18 protein-coding genes are annotated in these 16,076 nt (G+C 70.3%); 11 read left to right on the plus strand and 7 right to left on the minus strand.

The annotated features are described in order from the left end of the window. Positions 1-80: 80 nt before the first annotated feature. Together TU31_RS40265 and TU31_RS17895 are read right to left on the minus strand one after the other, a co-directional pair. Positions 81-689: a magnetosome magnetite crystal formation protein family gene (locus TU31_RS40265; protein WP_042155695.1), complete on the minus strand. Its 609-nt coding sequence runs from the start codon at positions 687-689 to the stop codon at positions 81-83. Positions 690-783: 94 nt separating this feature from the next. After that, on the minus strand, positions 784-1,377 hold the full coding sequence (locus TU31_RS17895; protein WP_042155697.1) for a rhomboid family intramembrane serine protease: 594 nt from the start codon (positions 1,375-1,377) through the stop codon (positions 784-786). A gap of 115 nt (positions 1,378-1,492) precedes the next feature. Here TU31_RS17895 and TU31_RS17900 point away from each other — a divergent pair, with 115 nt between their 5' ends. Continuing rightward, positions 1,493-2,221 (plus strand): UbiX family flavin prenyltransferase, encoded by a 729-nt coding sequence (locus TU31_RS17900; RefSeq protein WP_042155699.1) that lies wholly within the window; start codon positions 1,493-1,495, stop codon positions 2,219-2,221. On the opposite strand, the gene TU31_RS40270 is transcribed toward TU31_RS17900, so the two are convergent. After that, positions 2,218-2,349: a hypothetical protein gene (locus TU31_RS40270; RefSeq protein WP_275451831.1), complete on the minus strand. Its 132-nt coding sequence runs from the start codon at positions 2,347-2,349 to the stop codon at positions 2,218-2,220. The two genes, TU31_RS17900 and TU31_RS40270, sit on opposite strands and share 4 nt — an antisense overlap. A gap of 113 nt (positions 2,350-2,462) precedes the next feature. Here TU31_RS40270 and TU31_RS17905 point away from each other — a divergent pair, with 113 nt between their 5' ends. The 5 genes from TU31_RS17905 to TU31_RS17925 all read left to right on the plus strand — a co-directional run bounded on the left by TU31_RS17905 (position 2,463) and on the right by TU31_RS17925 (position 7,053). Then, positions 2,463-2,921: an Lrp/AsnC family transcriptional regulator gene (locus TU31_RS17905; RefSeq protein ID WP_042155701.1), complete on the plus strand. Its 459-nt coding sequence runs from the start codon at positions 2,463-2,465 to the stop codon at positions 2,919-2,921. Positions 2,922-3,080: 159 nt separating this feature from the next. Continuing rightward, on the plus strand, positions 3,081-4,244 hold the full coding sequence (mqnE, locus tag TU31_RS17910; RefSeq protein WP_042155703.1) for an aminofutalosine synthase MqnE: 1,164 nt from the start codon (positions 3,081-3,083) through the stop codon (positions 4,242-4,244). 44 nt (positions 4,245-4,288) lie between these two features. Next, the gene (locus tag TU31_RS17915) at positions 4,289-4,813 is read left to right on the plus strand and encodes a GNAT family N-acetyltransferase (protein WP_042155705.1); all 525 of its coding nucleotides are present in this window, start codon (positions 4,289-4,291) and stop codon (positions 4,811-4,813) included. Between the two features lie 137 nt (positions 4,814-4,950). Next, positions 4,951-5,241 carry a DUF4229 domain-containing protein gene (locus tag TU31_RS17920; protein WP_042155707.1) on the plus strand — a complete coding sequence of 97 codons (291 nt, stop codon included), beginning with the start codon at positions 4,951-4,953 and terminating at the stop codon, positions 5,239-5,241. A gap of 450 nt (positions 5,242-5,691) precedes the next feature. Next, positions 5,692-7,053 (plus strand): dicarboxylate/amino acid:cation symporter, encoded by a 1,362-nt coding sequence (locus TU31_RS17925; protein ID WP_042155709.1) that lies wholly within the window; start codon positions 5,692-5,694, stop codon positions 7,051-7,053. Positions 7,054-7,148: 95 nt separating this feature from the next. On the opposite strand, the gene TU31_RS17930 is transcribed toward TU31_RS17925, so the two are convergent. Continuing rightward, positions 7,149-8,030: an alpha/beta fold hydrolase gene (locus tag TU31_RS17930; RefSeq protein WP_042155711.1), complete on the minus strand. Its 882-nt coding sequence runs from the start codon at positions 8,028-8,030 to the stop codon at positions 7,149-7,151. Positions 8,031-8,190: 160 nt separating this feature from the next. Here TU31_RS17930 and TU31_RS17935 point away from each other — a divergent pair, with 160 nt between their 5' ends. Further along, the gene (locus tag TU31_RS17935) at positions 8,191-8,895 is read left to right on the plus strand and encodes a TetR/AcrR family transcriptional regulator (protein WP_181018626.1); all 705 of its coding nucleotides are present in this window, start codon (positions 8,191-8,193) and stop codon (positions 8,893-8,895) included. A 795-nt stretch (positions 8,896-9,690) separates the two neighbouring features. After that, positions 9,691-11,625 carry an AMP-dependent synthetase/ligase gene (locus tag TU31_RS17940; protein WP_042155714.1) on the plus strand — a complete coding sequence of 645 codons (1,935 nt, stop codon included), beginning with the start codon at positions 9,691-9,693 and terminating at the stop codon, positions 11,623-11,625. 206 nt (positions 11,626-11,831) lie between these two features. Here the strand turns inward: TU31_RS17940 and TU31_RS17945 are convergent, their stop codons facing one another. From TU31_RS17945 to TU31_RS17950, 3 genes are all read right to left on the minus strand, one after another. After that, positions 11,832-12,143 carry a hypothetical protein gene (locus tag TU31_RS17945; RefSeq protein WP_042155717.1) on the minus strand — a complete coding sequence of 104 codons (312 nt, stop codon included), beginning with the start codon at positions 12,141-12,143 and terminating at the stop codon, positions 11,832-11,834. Between the two features lie 16 nt (positions 12,144-12,159). Then, positions 12,160-12,297, minus strand: a complete 138-nt coding sequence (locus TU31_RS38680) for a hypothetical protein (RefSeq protein WP_158092640.1) — start codon at positions 12,295-12,297, stop codon at positions 12,160-12,162. Positions 12,298-12,731: 434 nt separating this feature from the next. Beyond that, positions 12,732-12,935, minus strand: a complete 204-nt coding sequence (locus TU31_RS17950; protein ID WP_003984261.1) for a cold-shock protein — start codon at positions 12,933-12,935, stop codon at positions 12,732-12,734. A gap of 249 nt (positions 12,936-13,184) precedes the next feature. Here TU31_RS17950 and TU31_RS17955 point away from each other — a divergent pair, with 249 nt between their 5' ends. The 3 genes from TU31_RS17955 (at position 13,185) to TU31_RS17965 (ending at position 16,032) form a co-directional block, all read left to right on the plus strand. Next, entirely contained in the window at positions 13,185-14,087 is a 903-nt protein-coding gene (locus tag TU31_RS17955; RefSeq protein ID WP_078885844.1) for a menaquinone biosynthetic enzyme MqnA/MqnD family protein, read from the plus strand. Between the two features lie 186 nt (positions 14,088-14,273). Beyond that, the gene (gene mqnC / locus TU31_RS17960; protein WP_042155722.1) at positions 14,274-15,473 is read left to right on the plus strand and encodes a cyclic dehypoxanthinyl futalosine synthase; all 1,200 of its coding nucleotides are present in this window, start codon (positions 14,274-14,276) and stop codon (positions 15,471-15,473) included. Between the two features lie 7 nt (positions 15,474-15,480). Beyond that, complete coding sequence (locus TU31_RS17965) at positions 15,481-16,032, plus strand: hypothetical protein (RefSeq protein ID WP_042155724.1); 552 nt, start codon at positions 15,481-15,483, stop codon at positions 16,030-16,032. Positions 16,033-16,076: the final 44 nt, after the last annotated feature.

The raw sequence follows: 16,076 nt of genomic DNA on the forward strand, positions 1-16,076 counted from the left end.
GGTGTGCTCGGGCTTGACGGTCGCTCAGTCGTTCTCGGCAGCGTTCAGCCTTCGTGCGGTCAGCCCCTCTTGACGGTCGCTCAGCCCTTGCTGAGGGGCCAGGCGATCAGGCGGGGATAGGTCCACAGTTCGCCGCGGGTTGCCTTGACCGTGGCGATCACTGCGCAGATGACGCCGGCGAGGGCGTAGCCGGCGAAGATGACGATCACGGTGATCAGGGGGACCGCGAGGCCGGAGCTGTTGCGCTGTTCTTCCGTGGCGACCGCGGCGAAGGTGAAGGCGCTGGCGACGTACAGCACCAGTCCGAAGGCCGCCATGATGGCCTGGGTGATGCCGTAGTTCACGGCCTGGGTGGCGTGGTGGCGGATGTACGGGTCGTGCTGGTGGCGGTCGTTGCCGCGCAGGGACAGCGGGTAGATCCAGCCGAGGAAGGCGCCCAGGCCGCAGCACATCATCGTGCCCGCGGTGATGGTCAGCAGCGCGCCGAGGTGGGACCACATCGCGGGGCCGGACGAAGGGGCGGGAGGCCGGGGGCCGTAGCCGGGCTGCGGGGTGCCGGGGTAGCCGTAGCCGCCGGGCTGTGGCGCGCCCGGCTGCGGCGCGCCGGGCCAGCCCTGCTGGGGTGCCCCGTACGGCTGCTGTGGTCCGCCGGCCGGTGGACCGTATCCGGGCTGGTGGTAGTCGGACATGCTGTGCTCACCCCGTGTTACTGCGTGGCGCCTTGGGCGCCGTGTGGCACGCGGCGGCCGTGCGGCGGCCCCGCGGCTCCCGTTCGGATCGAGGCTATGCGATGGGTCGGACATCGGCGGCGGGCAGGGCGCCGGGAGCGCGCACCCGGAAGACGAAGGCCGCCAGCACCCCGCCTATCAGCCCGAACAGATGCCCCTGCCAGCTGATGCCGCTGTCGGTCGGCAGCGCGCCCCACAGGATCGAGCCGTAGAGCACGCCCACCACCAGGCCGATGCCGATGTCGAGGAGTTTGCGCTCGATGAAGCCGCGCACCAGGAGGTAGCCGAAGAGCCCGAAGACGACTCCGGAGGCGCCCGCGGTGTTGCTGTCCGGCGCGGCCGTGAACCAGACGCCCAGTCCGCTGGTGAGGATGATCAGCGCGGCGACGGCGAGGAAGCGGCGCACCCCGCTGCGCAGCGCGGCGACCAGGCCGAGCAGCAGCAACGGCAGGGTGTTCGCCACGAGATGGCCGAAGCCGAAGTGCAGGAAGGCGGCGGGCACGACATCGGCCAGCTCGGCGGGTTCGCGCGGTGTGATCCCGAAGGTGTCCAGCGCGCCGCCGGTGGCGAAGTCGACGCCCTCCAGCAGCCAGAGCAGGGCCACCCAGCCCAGCATCAGGCAGATCGCGGGCTTCGCGCGTGAGGTCATCTCCGGCCGTCCCTTCTCGTCCCCCGGTGGGCGGCCCCCGGCGGAGGTCCGCGAGGGGCGCACAGGTAGGAACGGCCGTGAGGGGGTCCGTGGTTCCGCCGGATAGGCTCGATGCGTGGAGCCGCCGCACAACGACACCAGTAAGCAGGACCCCGGCCGCCGACGTCCGTGGGTCGTGGGGATCTCCGGCGCGTCCGGGACGCCGTATGCCGCGTCCGTGCTGCGCGGGCTGCTCGCCGCCGGGGAGGCGGTGGACCTGATCGTCAGCCGGGCGTCGCGGCTGACCCTCCTGGACGAGACGGGCATCGCCTTCCGGGACGCTCATTGGCGCGCCGACCTGCGGGAATGGCTGGCGCGCGGAGCCGATGGCAAGCCGGCGACGTTTCCGGTGACGGAGGCGGACCTGGCGGAGGTGCGGTACTGGCCGGCCGGGGATCTGGCGGCCGGGCCCTCGTCGGGCTCGTATCCGGTGAAGGGGATGCTGATCGTCCCGGCGAGCACGGCGTGTGTGGCCGGGGTGGCGCTGGGGCTCTCGAAGGATCTGCTCCAGCGGGTGGCGAGCGTGACGCTCAAGGAGCGGCGGCGGCTGGTGGTCGCGGTGCGCGAGACCCCGTTGAACGGGCCGACGCTGAAGCATCTGGTGACGCTGGACGAGGCGGGCGCCGTGGTGCTGCCCGCCTCACCGGCGTTCTATGCGGGGGCGACGCACATCCAGGATCTGGTGGACTTCGTCGCGGGCCGGGTGCTCGATGCGGCCGAGGTGCCGCACGGGCTGTACCGGCGGTGGGAAGGGGAGCTGCGGGGTGGCTCCAGGGAAGTGGAGGAGGCCCCGGAGGCTCCTTAGCGCTGCTTCGCTGCGGCGCGGCCGAAGAGGCGCCGGGTCCGCGGTGCCGCGGAGCGGTGGGCACGTGAACGATTGGCCTGGTCCTGAAGCTCGCGCATGCGGGCGTAGGCCATCTCGATCGAGTACACGGTGACAACTCCTGTGAGATCGTCTCTGAAAGATTCGCAGGGTCAAGGCCCTGTATGCCTTAGATTCTACATGCAGAACACGAATATGCGTAAAGATTGGAAGGCTTGAGGGCATGGACGCGGTGGATAGGCAGCTCATCCAGGCACTTCGCGAGAACGGCCGGGCCTCGTATGCGGAGCTCGGCCGGCTCGTCGGCCTCTCCGGGCCCAGCGTCACCGACCGGATCAACCGCCTGGAGGCGGCCGGCGTGATCACCGGCTACCGCGCGACGGTCGACGCCGCCTCGCTCGGCCTCGGCGTCACGGCGCTGGTGGGCATCTCGCTGTCGGACGCCACCGACCACGAGGACGTCGCACAGCGGCTGCGCGACCTCGAAGAGATCGAGGACTGCTGGTTCATCGCCGGCGACGACTCGTACATGCTCAAGGTGCGGGTGGGTGACGTGGACGGCCTGGAGCGCACCATCCGGCGGCTGTCCGGCACCAAGGGCGTCTCCCGTACGCGCACCACGATCGTGCTCTCCACCAAGTGGGAGAACCGCGTCGGCCAACTGCCCGAAGAGGCCGAGTAGGCCGCCGGGCGCCGCCGGTACCCACCGGGGCGGACGGGCGCGCCAGGGGGCTCCGTCCGCCTCCCTTACGGGGGAGTACGCTCGGTGAAGCCCGTTTCCGGCTCCGGAGGAACGGCACCGATACGGCAGAGACTGGGAGGCGACCGGATGGCTGCGTCGATGGATGTGGGCCTCAAGCGCGAGCTGGAGGCGAAGGTCCACGCCGGGGAGCGGCTGACCCGCGAGGACGGTATCGCCCTCTACGAGTCCGACGACCTGGCCTGGCTGGGCGGCCTCGCCCATGAGGTGCGTACGCGCAAGAACGGCGACGTCGTCCACTTCAACGTCAACCGTCACCTCAACATGACGAATGTGTGCACCGCGTCGTGCGCCTACTGCTCCTTCCAGCGCAAGCCGGGGGAGAAGGACGCGTACACGATGCGCATCGAGGAGGCCGTCCGCCTCGCCAAGGCGATGGAGAACGACAACCTCACCGAGCTGCACATCGTCAACGGGCTCCACCCCAACCTGCCGTGGCGCTACTACCCCCGCTCGCTCAGCGAGCTGAAGAAGGCGCTGCCGAACGTCTCCCTGAAGGCCTTCACCGCCACCGAGATCCACCACTTCGAGACCATCTCCGGGCTCTCCGCCTCCGAGATCCTCGACGAGCTGATCGACGCCGGCCTGGAGTCGCTGACCGGCGGCGGTGCCGAGATCTTCGACTGGGAGGTCCGGCAGCACATCGTCGACCACCGCACCCACTGGGAAGACTGGTCGCGCATCCACCGCCTCGCCCACGAAAAGGGCCTCAAGACCCCCTCGACGATGCTCTACGGGCACATCGAGGAGCCCCGCCACCGCGTCGACCACGTCCTGCGGCTGCGTGAGCTCCAGGACGAGACCGGCGGCTTCCAGGTCTTCATCCCGCTGCGCTACCAGCACGACTTCGTCGACATGCAGGACGGCAAGGTCCGCAACAAGCTCCAGGCCCGGACGACGATGGCGACCGGCGCCGAGGCCCTGAAGACCTTCGCGGTCTCCCGCCTCCTCTTCGACAACGTCCCGCACGTGAAGTGCTTCTGGGTGATGCACGGTCTTCAGACCACCCAGCTCGCCCTTCAGCACGGCGCGGACGACATGGACGGCTCGGTCGTCGAATACAAGATCACGCACGACGCGGACAACTACGGCACGCCGAACAAGCTGACCCGTGAGGACCTGCTGGAGCTGATCCGCGACGCCGGCTTCCGCCCCGTCGAGCGCAACACCCGCTACGAGGCCATCCGCGAGTACCCGGGCCCGGACCCGGACCGCCGCGAATCCCCGCAGCCGATGCGCGTCTGACCTGCTAGGGAGCGCCGTCGGCGGGGAGCGTTAGGGTCCGGGTCATGAACGTGCGTTTCGACCTGGACCCTTCCGTCACCCCCGAACTCCATGACGGAATATGCGCGTTGTGGGCCGATGTCTCCAACGCCGGGGGCGCGGTCGGGTTCGTCCCGCCGGTGACCCGCGAGGACGTCCGCCCGGAGCTGCGGAGGCATCTGACGGCCATGGCCGAGGGGCGCCAGCGCCTGGTGGTGGGCCGTGACGCGGACGGCCGGGTGCTGGCCACGGCGTTCCTCACCACCAACACCCACCGCCTGATGAAGCACTGGCTGTGGGTCTACACCGTCATGGTGCACCCCGCCCTCCAGGGCCGGGGCACCGGCCGCCGGCTGATGACGGCGGTCGCCGACGCCGCCCGCTCCGTCGAGGGGGTCACCGCGCTCCGCCTCACCTGCCGCGGCGGCTCCGGCGCCCGCCCCTTCTACGAGGCCTGCGGCTACCGGGAGGTCGGCCGGGTGCCCGGCGCGATCCGGGTGGCGGACGACGACTACCGCGATGACATCACCATGTGGCTGGATCTGGGCTGACGGGCGGGCCGGCGGGCGCTGCGAGGGGCGGGCCGCGCCAGGACCGGGCTGCGGCGGGGGCCGCGAAGATCGCCCGAAGCGCTGTGCTTGACTGGATGCAGACCCTTTAGGTTGCCGTTGAGGAGAAGGTCCCATCCGTGAGTAGCCACAACTTCGCCACGCTCCGCTACACCGCCCTTCGCCTCGGCCTCTTCGTCGCCTCGTTCGCCGTGGTGTGGGTGCTGGCGTACCTCCATGTGATTCCGCTCGGACTCGGCGCCTCCAACATCTTCTGGCTGCTGCTGCTCGCCATCGTGATCTCCGCGCCGCTCAGCTTCGTGCTGCTGCGCAAGCAGCGGGACGCGATGGCCGAGCAGATCGCCCCCAAGGTCGACCGCCAGCGTGCCCGCTTCGCGGCCAGCGCCGGCCAGGAGGACGGCCTGAAGTAAGGCCGCCCACCGGGGGCCACCGGCCCCGTGATGTAACACGCCTCACAGCCGCTTCGTCGCGACAGGCGCCCGTCGCCGTGGACTTCGCTCCACGGGCGGGCGCCTGTCGCGTTTCTGACGGTGGGTCCGGTGCGCGGACCGCGCCGAGAACCCAAAGATTTTCTTTGGGTTCCTCAAAGTTCAAGTGTTAACGTTCGTGTCATGAAGACAGCAGCCGCGCCTCCGTCCCCCATGAGCACTCCGCTCGTGGCGCGCCTGCATGTCGATCTCTGCCGCTGTATGTCCGCGGCCTGTTGCCGCCGCTGACCTCTCTCCTCCAGCGGCCGGAGATCCTTCTCCCCACCCCTCCGGGCGGGAGAGGCCCGCAACGCTGCTGCTCCGCAGCCGCTTGAGTCCCTGGCGCTTCTTTTCGCCGTCCCTGACGCCTGACCTGTCCCCGGAGTGTGTCCCTTGTCCCCGTCCGCCGAGACTTCCGAGTCCGCACCGGCGCCGCAGCGCCCCACGTCCTCCCGCATACCCAAGATCCCGTTCTGGGTGCAGATCCTTACCGGCCTGGCCCTGGGCGTGCTGCTCGGCTGGGTCGCCAAGAGCGGTGACGTCGGCTGGCTCACCACCACGCTTCAGCACATCGGCGACCTCTTCGTGCAGCTGCTGAAGCTGGCCGTGGCGCCGCTGGTCTTCTTCGCGATCCTGGTGTCGATCACCAACCTGCGGCAGGTCAACAACGCCGCCCGGCTCGCCTCCCGCACCCTGCTGTGGTTCATGGTCACCTCGCTGATCGCGGTCGCGATCGGCCTGGCGATCGGCCTGCTCAGCAACCCCGGCGCGGGCACCGGCCTGACCCCCAAGGACGGCAAGCTCCCCGACCACGCGGGCTCCTGGATCGACTTCCTGACCGGCATCGTCCCCACCGACATCATCACGCCGTTCACCGAGCTGAACGTCCTCCAGATCGTCTTCATGGCCGCCGTCGCCGGTATCGCGGCGCTCCAGCTCGGCGAGAAGGCCGAGCCGGTCCTCGCGCTCAGCCGCTCGGTGCTGGAGCTGCTCCAGAAGGCCCTGTGGTGGGTCATCCGCCTCGCCCCGATCGGCACCGTCGGCCTCATCGGCAACGCGATCGCGACGTACGGCTGGAACCTCATCGGCAAGTACGCGACCTTCACCGTCGACATCTACGTCGGCTGCGCGATCGTCCTCTTCGGCGTCTACCCGCTGCTGCTGTCGACCGTCGCCAAGGTCAACCCGCTCCAGTTCTTCCGCGGCGCCTGGCCCGCCATCCAGCTGGCCTTCGTCTCCCGCTCCTCGGTCGGCACCATGCCGGTCACCCAGCAGGTCACCCAGCGCCTCGGCGTGCCGCGGGAGTACGCCTCCTTCGCGGTGCCGTTCGGCTCGACGACCAAGATGGACGGCTGCGCCTCGATCTACCCGGCGATCGCCGCGATCTTCATCGCCCAGATCTTCAACGTCGACCTGGGCATCGGCGACTACCTCCTGATCGCCTTCGTCTCCGTCATCGGCTCCGCCGCCACCGCCGGCCTGACCGGCGCCACGGTCATGCTGACGCTGACCCTCTCCACCCTGGGCCTCCCCCTGGAGGGCGTCGGCCTGCTGATGGCCATCGACCCCATCCTGGACATGATGCGCACCGCCACCAACGTGGCCGGTCAGGCAGTTATCCCGATCCTGGTCTCCGCCCGGGAGAAGCTCCTCGACCGCGACGCGTACAACGGGGCGCGGAGCATCTCCCCGGACACGGCCGCCGCCGAGGAAGCGGAAGCAACCGCCTCCGTACCGGCACCGGCTGCCGCCTAGCGTTCCGAGCCGTCCCCATGACTGCGCCCCGGCCTCACGGAAAGGCCGGGGCACAGCCGTATGTGCCCGCTGTCCGCGGACCGGCGGGGCCGGTTTCAGGCCACCGTCACCGCTCCCGTGTGGGTCAGGATCGCGGTGGCCAGTGGTGCGTGGACGGCGGGCGGGAGCGCATGTCCCATGCCCGGGATCTCGACGAACCCCGCGCCCTGGATGCACTGGGCCAGGTGCTGGGCGTGCGGCGGCGGGAAGACCGGGTCGGAGGGTGCGCTGACCACCAGGGCCGGTACCTCGTTCCGGGCGAGCTGGTCCGTGCGGAGCATGCCGTCGTGCTCCGCACGGCCGTGTGCGGTGCCCACCCGGTGGTGTCCCGTGTGCGCGATGACCCGGTGCTCGAAGGCGCGGAAGTAGTCGTCATCGAAGGGGAGCCGGTCACCGGCGAGTACGCGCCAGTGTTCGATCCGGCGCTCCACTTCGGCCGCCGGGCCGTGCTCCTCGACCGGACGCGACCACAGCTCCAGGACCTCGGGCGAGATGCCCGGCAGTGCGTCGGCCGGGACCGTGCTGCCGTCGGGGCGGGTGCAGTGGGTGGTGCTGAGGGCCATGGTGCTGATGAGAGTGGCGCTGAGCAGTCGGTCGGGGTGGTCGGCGAGCACCATCTGGGCGAGCATGCCGCCCAATGACATGCCGACGATATGGGCCCGGTCGATGCCCAGCCCGTCCAGGACCGCGATCACGTCATCGGCGAGATCGGCGATCCGGTACGGCCGTTCCTCGAAGGACCAGGTGGAGCGGCCGGTGTCGCGGTGGTCGTAGCGGACGACCCGGTGGTGCGCGGCCAGCGCGTCGACCAGCGGCTCCGGCCAGCCGAGGCCGCTCGCCTGGGCACCCATGATCAGCAGCAGCGGGGCCGCGTCGGCGGCACCGCGCTGCTCGGTCCACAGGCGGACCTCGGGGGCGGCTTCGATGAACTGCTGCATGGGGTCCTCCAGGTGATGTGGACAAGGGCGTCGCCTCACCGAGTGGCGCGACGAGACGTATCGTCTCGCTATAGCCGAAACGCGTCAAGAGGCGAGGGGTGGGAAGCGAAGATCGTAAACTTACTTTGCAGTAAAGGGGCGGGATGGAGGGACATTTGGGGTGGGAGCTGTGAAGAGCAAGCGGGTGCCGCGCGCCGTCCGGGAACAGCAGATGCTGGACGCGGCGGTGCTGACCTTCGCGCGGCGCGGATACCGGGCGGCCTCGATGGACGAGATCGCCGAACTGGCCGGAGTCTCCAAGCCGCTGGTCTATCTCTACCTGAATTCGAAGGAAGACCTGTTCAACACGGTGATCCGGCGGGAGTCGGCGGCGCTGGTGGCGGCCGTGACATCGGCCGTCGAGCCGGGGGCGGCGGCCGACCGGCAGCTGTGCAGCGGCCTGAAGGGCTTCTTCGCGCACACCGCCGAGCATCCGTACGGCTGGGCCGTACTCCACCAGCAGGCGCGGACGCACGGTGAGCCGTTCGCGCGCGAAGTGGCCGCGCTGCGGGCGGAAATCGTCGCGTTCGTCACGGAGTTGCTCGGTGCAGCCGCAAAGGAGGCGGGCTGCGTCGGCGAACTGGTCGAACGGGAGGTCGCCGGCCTCGCGCACGCGCTGGTCGGCGCGGCCGAGTCACTCGCCGAGTGGGCCAATGTCCGTACGGACGAAGGGGCTTCGGGCGACCCTGAGCATCCGTCGGCCAAGGACACCGCGGCCACGATGATGAACTTCGCCTGGATGGGCCTCAACCAGCTCATGGGTGGAGAACGCTGGGTGCCCGGCGGCCTCGTCGACCACGAGAGCCGCTCCTGCGCCAGGCGCTGACCCGGCCCACGCGCCGACTGCCGCCCCGGTCCCGGTCCTCCGGGGCCGGGGCGGCTCCGTCATTGACGGCACGAAGGTGGTGCCGGGGTATTGGCCAACTCCCGGTCCTCGCTTAGATTTACCTCGAAGTAAGGTTACTTCCGGGTCAGGAGCTGGGTCGAGGATGCGTTTGCTGCCCGGCGGGGGCCTTGGTGGGTCTCGTGTTTGTCTGCGGGTGGGGTGTGGCTGGGCGCGCCGTTCCCCGCGCCCCTAAGGGGGCGCCGTACGTCGTTTGGTGCGGCGCCGTGGTGGCTGGTGCCGTTGCGGGGTCTGTGGGTGCCGCGGGGGCCGGAGGGGACGCACCGGGGCCCGTCCTCGGCGCGGGCGACGCGGCTGCGTGCGTTTGATTGCCCCGGTGTTTGCTCCGGTCCTGCGGGCGGGCCCCGGTACATCCCCTCCGACCGTCCAGCGTTGCCGGCTGCCGGACGGTGGCACCGCCCGTCACAGACCACCTCGGCCCGCGCCCAAGCTGCGGCGGACAGCTCGGCCAGATGCCTGCCAAGGGGTGCCGCTGCACGGCCGCCGTAACGGTCATCGGTACGGCGGGAGGGCCGCGCACGCACGGTGGTTGGAGGGGATGTCCGGTGCCCCGCCCGCAGGACCGGAGCGAACGCCGGGGCTCCCAACTTCTGGGACCAGGGCCGCCCGCGCCGAGGACGGGGTACCGGGCGTCCCCTCCGACCCGCCACCCACAAGCCGTAGGCGAACGGCGCCCAGCCACCGGCAAACCCGCACAGGAACGACGAGGAGCCGCTCGTGTCCCACCAGGAAAGTGCACCCACCGGATCACTCACCGCACCCAGCTCCACCCCCACCCCCACCCTCACCGAGCCGCAGAAAACCCTGGTCGACGGCACGGTCCGCGAGGTCTACGTCCCTCCGCTGGCCCCGCCCGTACGCAGCGGCTCGCTGGGGGACCTCCCCTTCGTCAACGCCCAGGAGGCCCCCGGCGACATCGTGCTCGCCCGTAAGCAGCCCAGCGGTATCTGGCGCGACATCAGCGCCGCGGAGTTCGCCGCAGAGGTACGCGCCGTCGCCAAGGGCCTGCTCGCGTCCGGCCTCCGCCCCGGTGACCGGCTCGCGATCATGGCCCGTACGACCTACGAGTGGACCCTCGTCGACTTCGCCGCCTGGGCGGCCGGCCTGGTCACCGTCCCGCTCTACCCCACGTCCTCCGCCCACCAGGCGCAGTGGATCCTGCACGACTCCGGCGCCCGCGCCTGCGTCGTGGAAGGCGTCGACGAGGCCCGTCTGATCAGCGGCCTCCGCGCCGAACTCCCCGCCTTGGACCACCTCTGGCAGTTCAACACCGGCGCGGTCCCCCAACTCGTCGCGGCGGGCCGCGACATACCGGACGAGGCGGTCGACCAGTGCCGCGCCGCCACCGGCCCGTACGCCCTCGCCACCCTCATCTACACCTCCGGCACCACCGGCCGTCCCAAGGGCTGCGCCCTCACCCACGCCAACTTCTTCGCCGAGGTAGACAACGCCGTCGAGCTGCTGCACCCGGTCTTCAAGTCGGTCAGCGAGGAGCCCGCCGCCACCCTCCTCTTCCTGCCGCTCTCCCATGTCTTCGGCCGGATGGTCGCGGTCGGCTGTCTGCGCGCCCGTGTCCGCCTCGGGCACGCCCCCAGCATCCGGACCGACGATCTCCTCGCCGACCTGGCGGGCTTCCGGCCGACGTTCCTGCTGGCCATCCCGTACGTCCTGGAGAAGGTCTTCAACACCGGACGGGCCACCGCGGAGAAGATGGGCCGGGCCGCCTCCTTCGACCGCGCGGTCCGTGTCGCGCGCTCCTACGGCGAGGCCGTCGAGGCCAAGGAGCACGGGACGGGCCCGGGCCCCGGCGTGGCCCTCAAGGGCGCCCGTAAGCTCTACGATCCCCTCGTCTACCGCCGCATCCGGGCCGCCCTCGGCGGCAAGGTGCGCCACGTCCTCTGCGGCGGTTCCCCCCTCGGCCGCCGCCTCGCCGCGTTCTACACCGGCGCCGGCATCGAGATCTTCGAGGGGTACGGCCTGACGGAGACCACCGCCGCCACGACCGTCACCCCGCCCCTCCGGCCCCGTATCGGCACGGTCGGCTGGCCGCTCCCCGGTACGGCCGTACGCATCGCCGACGACGGCGAGATCCTGATCCACGGCGACCACGTGTTCTCCGGCTACTGGGACGCGGCCCTCGGCGCGGCCCGCCCCGTCACCGACCAGGGCTGGCTGGCAACCGGTGACCTCGGGGCTCTCGACCCGGACGGCTACCTCACGATCACCGGCCGCAAGAAGGAGATCATCGTGACGACGGGCGGCAAGAACGTCGCCCCGGCCCCTCTGGAGGACCGTCTCCGGTCGCACCCTCTCGTAGGCCAGTGCATGGTCATCGGCGACAACCGCCCCTACATCACCGCACTGATCACCCTGGAGCCGGACGGGCTCGCGCACTGGCGCCAGATGAACAAGAAACCGGACCTGCCGCCCGAGCGCCTGGTCCGCGACGAGCGCCTGCTGGCCGACATCCAGCGCGCCGTCGACGACGCCAACGAACTGGTCTCCCGAGCCGAATCCATCCGCCGCTTCGCGGTCCTCCCGGTGGACTTCAGTGAGGAAACCGGGCACCTCACCCCGTCCCTGAAGCTCCGCCGGGCCGCGGTGGCCCGCGATTTCGCCAAAGACATAGCGGCCCTTTACGAAAGCAGGTGACCCCCGGTCTGGAGCAAAAGCCCTCGGCGCGTCAAACTGGAACCCCGTGTCACCTCTGTGGGGGAGGTGGCACGGGGTCTGACGTGCGATGCCGTGCCACGGCATCTGGCTGACTTCCACCGGACGAACCTGTGGCCGTCGGCGCGTCGTCCCCCCCCAGGGGCCGGTCAAGGGTGTCTGTTCCGGGGCGAGTTGTCCGGGTCTTCTCAGCGTGGCGGCAGGGCCACGGCCGTCTGCATATCGCAGGTGTTGCACCAGAACGCCCAGCCGTTGGCGTCGACGGACCGCGACCCGCAGGCCAGGCACGGGTCGCCCACGAAACTCGCGGCGACCCAGGATCCGGCGGTCGCCGCGCGCCGCCCGGCGACCGCGCATTCGTCGGCGTAGCAGGGGATGCACAACCCGCCCTGCTGGCCGGGCAGTTTCATCGACCGTATCCCGCAGGTCGAGCACGGCAGCTTGCCGACGTCCTGCTCGTCCAGGCCGACCGGCTTACCGTGCCTACTGGAGGCCGCCATGTCGCCTCTGCCTCCTCTATGCCAGGACGGTTCCGGTGCCGCCACAACCGGAGCACTGTGTGGTGACGCGGTCGCCGGTCGGCGTCTCCCAGTCCACGGTGCCTCTGCCGGCGCAGTCGGGGCAGGGCTTCTGCGGGGGCAAGTGCTCGCTCATTCTGCCCACGGTATGCCGGGTCATGTTCCGATGTGACCACTTTCCGTGATCGCTTCGGTACGGAGTTGCGTCGGCGCTGTGCGCGCCCCCAGGTGCGCGGTGGGCCGGGCGGGCCAGGGGAGGGCGCTGCCGGGGGGACGCGGGGCGGGCGGCACGCCCGGCAGGGGAATCCGGGTATTTCTTCCCCTGCGGTTCGCCCGGCCGGGAGTCGAGGCGGCCTGCGAATCCGCGGTCATTGGCGGAAGAATTCCCTAATGCGTGCGGCATTCGGGTGTGTCATGCGCCGGACGGCAAGAATTCATGTGTCCGCCATTCGTGGCGGTGCGCGTGTCGGCGGCGAAAAGGCAGGAGCCCCGCTCGCCACCGAAGTGGCGGAGCGAGGCTCCTTGGGTACTGCTTAGGGGCGACCTGGAAGAAATTCCGGGCCGGGCAACTTAGACCGGCGTGACGTTCTCCGCCTGCGGACCCTTCGGGCCCTGCGTGACGTCGAAGTTCACCTGCTGGTTCTCCTCCAGGGAGCGGAAGCCAGAGGCGTTGATCGCCGAGTAGTGGACGAAGACATCCGGGCCGCCGCCGTCCTGGGCGATGAAGCCGAAGCCCTTTTCAGCGTTGAACCACTTGACGGTTCCGGTAGCCATAAGCCCTCCTTGGGCCAAAGGGTTGCCCTGCTCCAGAACCTGCAAAGAAGTCTGAAACTACAAGAGCCTGCGGGGTCACATGCTCCGCAGGCTCTGTACTGCAAGGGAAACCAAACTGCAACTTGCGCTGAGCGTAGCATGTGCTGCTCCTGAGGCGGAAGAGCCAAAGATCACGTTTAACCGACCGCACTAACGTCCATACGGCGACCCGCCGCGCTGCCCCTGGGGAGACAGGTCTAGCCTCCGCATGTGGACAATTCAACCTTCGGAGACGCACCCGCGGGAGCCGACGCCGGCCGCCGTCGCAGCCGGCCGCGAGTGGGCCACATCCAGTTCCTGAACTGCCTGCCCCTTTACTGGGGCCTGGCCCGTACGGGCACCCTGCTCGATCTGGATCTCAGCAAGGACACGCCGGAGAAACTCAGCGAGCAGCTTGTCCGCGGGGACCTCGACATCGCGCCGATCACGCTCGTCGAATTCCTGCGGGCCGCCGACGACCTCGTCGCCTTCCCCGACCTCGCCGTCGGCTGTGACGGCCCGGTGATGTCCTGCGTGATCGTCTCGCAGAAGCCGCTGGACCAGCTGGACGGCGCCCGGGTCGCGCTCGGCTCGACCTCGCGGACGTCCGTACGGCTGGCCCAATTGCTGCTCGCCGAGAAGATCGGGGTGCGGCCCGACTACTACACCTGCCCGCCGGACCTGGGGCTGATGATGCAGGAGGCGGACGCGGCGGTGCTGATCGGCGATGCCGCACTGCGCGCCAATCTGCACGACGGGCCGCGGCTGGGCCTGGAGGTGCACGACCTCGGCCAGATGTGGAAGGACTGGACGGGTCTGCCGTTCGTCTTCGCCGTCTGGGCGACCCGGCGCGAATACCTGGAGCGCGAGCCGGCCGTGGTGCAGAAGGTGCACGAGGCGTTTCTCGCCTCGCGTGATCTGTCGCTGGAGGAGGTCACCAAGGTCGCCGAGCAGGCGGCCCGCTGGGAGACCTTCGACGAACCGGTTCTGGAGCGCTACTTCACCACGCTGGACTTCCGCTTCGGGCCCGCGCAGCTCAAGGGTGTCGCGGAATTCGCCCGGCGGGTCGGGCCGACGACCGGGTTCCCGGCGGATGTGACGGTGGAGCTGCTGGAGCCGGCGGCCGCCCGTTAGCGAGCGGTGGCGCGGCACGGCACCCACTGCCGAGGCGAAGGGGTACGCCCGGTACTCCTGAGCCCGGCCGTGGCCTCCCCTCCCCGGATGTGCCACGGGCGGTCGCCCGGCCGGGCGGCGGGGGTGTCGTACCCCTGACGTACGCTGGTTCAGTTCGTGATGCCCGCCTGCGAAAGGGACGCCCCGGTGACCGAGAACGCCGACCTCCAGTCCGTACTCGACCGCGCCGCGCAGGGCGGCCGCATCACGCCGGAGGAAGCGCTCGACCTGTACCGCTCCGCTCCGCTGCACGCGCTGGGCAAGGCCGCCGACGCCGTCCGCCGCCGCCGCTACGCCGGCACCGAGCACATCGCGACGTACATCATCGAACGCAACATCAACTACACCAATGTGTGCGTGACGGCCTGCAAGTTCTGCGCCTTCTACGCCGCGCCCAAGGACACCGCCAAGGGCTGGACCCGCGACCTCGACGACATCCTGCGGCGCTGCGCGGAGACCGTCGAGCTGGGCGGCACCCAGATCATGTTCCAGGGCGGCCACCACCCGGACTACGGCGTCGAGTACTACGAAGAGCACTTCTCCGCCATCAAGAAGGCCTTCCCGCAGCTGGTCATCCACTCCCTCGGCGCCTCCGAGGTCGAGCACATGGCCAGGATCTCCAAGGTGTCCGTCGAGGAGGCCATCCAGCGCATCCACGCCGCCGGCCTGGACTCCTTCGCGGGTGCCGGTGCCGAGCTGCTGCCCGCGCGTCCCCGTAAGGCCATCGCCCCGCTGAAGGAGTCCGGCGAGCGCTGGCTGGAGATCATGGAGACGGCCCATGAGCTGGGCGTGGAGTCGACCTCCACGATGCTGATGGGCACCGGCGAGACCAACGCCGAGCGGATCGAGCACCTGCGGATGATCCGTGACGTCCAGGACCGTACGGGCGGCTTCCGCGCCTTCATCCCGTACACCTACCAGCCGGAGAACAACCACCTGAAGGGCCGGACGCAGGCCACCCTCTTCGAGTACCTGCGCATGATCGCCATCGGGCGGCTCTTCTTCGACAATGTCGCGCACATCCAGGGCTCGTGGCTGACCACCGGTAAGGAGATCGGTCAGCTGTCGCTGCACTACGGCGCGGACGACCTCGGCTCGATCATGCTGGAGGAGAACGTGGTCTCCTCGGCCGGCGCCAAGCACCGTTCCAACCGCACGGAGATCATCGACCTGATCCGCAAGGCGGGCCGGGTCCCGGCGCAGCGCGCGACGACGTACGAGCACCTGCTCGTGCACGACGACCCGGCCAACGACCCGGTCGACGACAAGGTCGTCTCGCATCTGTCGTCGACGGCGATCGAGGGCGGCACCGCCCATCCGGAACTGAAGCTGGTCGACGCCAACTGAGCCGCGGATGCTGACACTTCACCGGGTCCGGGGAGTCCGGCCCGGTCATGACGGGGAGCCGCTCGCCGGGTACGCGGTCCTCGTCGACGGCGCCCGTCTCGCCGCCATCGGCCCGTACGAGGAGCTGTGGGCGGCCTACGGCGGTCAGGCGCGGGTCCGGGAGTGGGACGGTGTGCTGACTCCCGGCCGGTACGAGCCCGAGGGCGCCGCGCTGTTGGAGTCCGCCTACCACCCCGACCCGCGCGAGGCCGACGAGCTCGGCAGCGAGCCGCTCACCGGCGAGGCGCTCGCCGCCCTCGGGATGACCGAGACCCGCTGGGGCGCCAGCGCCCGTCGTGGTCTTCAGCGTCTGCTGGCCGCCGGGACGACGGCGCTGACCGGGCCGTTCACCCGGCCCGCGGTCCGCACGGCCGTCCAGCGGTCCGGGCTCGCGGAGCCGCCCGGCGGCCGCCCCCGTGCGCTGACGGTGGGTGGCGCGGCCGATTTCGCGGTCTTCGCCGAGGACGGCAGCTGTCTGGCCACCGTCCTCGCCGGCCGTCTGGTGTACCGCCGCCGCTGACGGCGGGCGTTCCGGGGCGTGCCCGGTGCGGTCCCCGGCCCCGG

The organism is Streptomyces lydicamycinicus (genome assembly GCF_000829715.2).
GTDB lineage: Bacteria > Actinomycetota > Actinomycetes > Streptomycetales > Streptomycetaceae > Streptomyces > Streptomyces lydicamycinicus.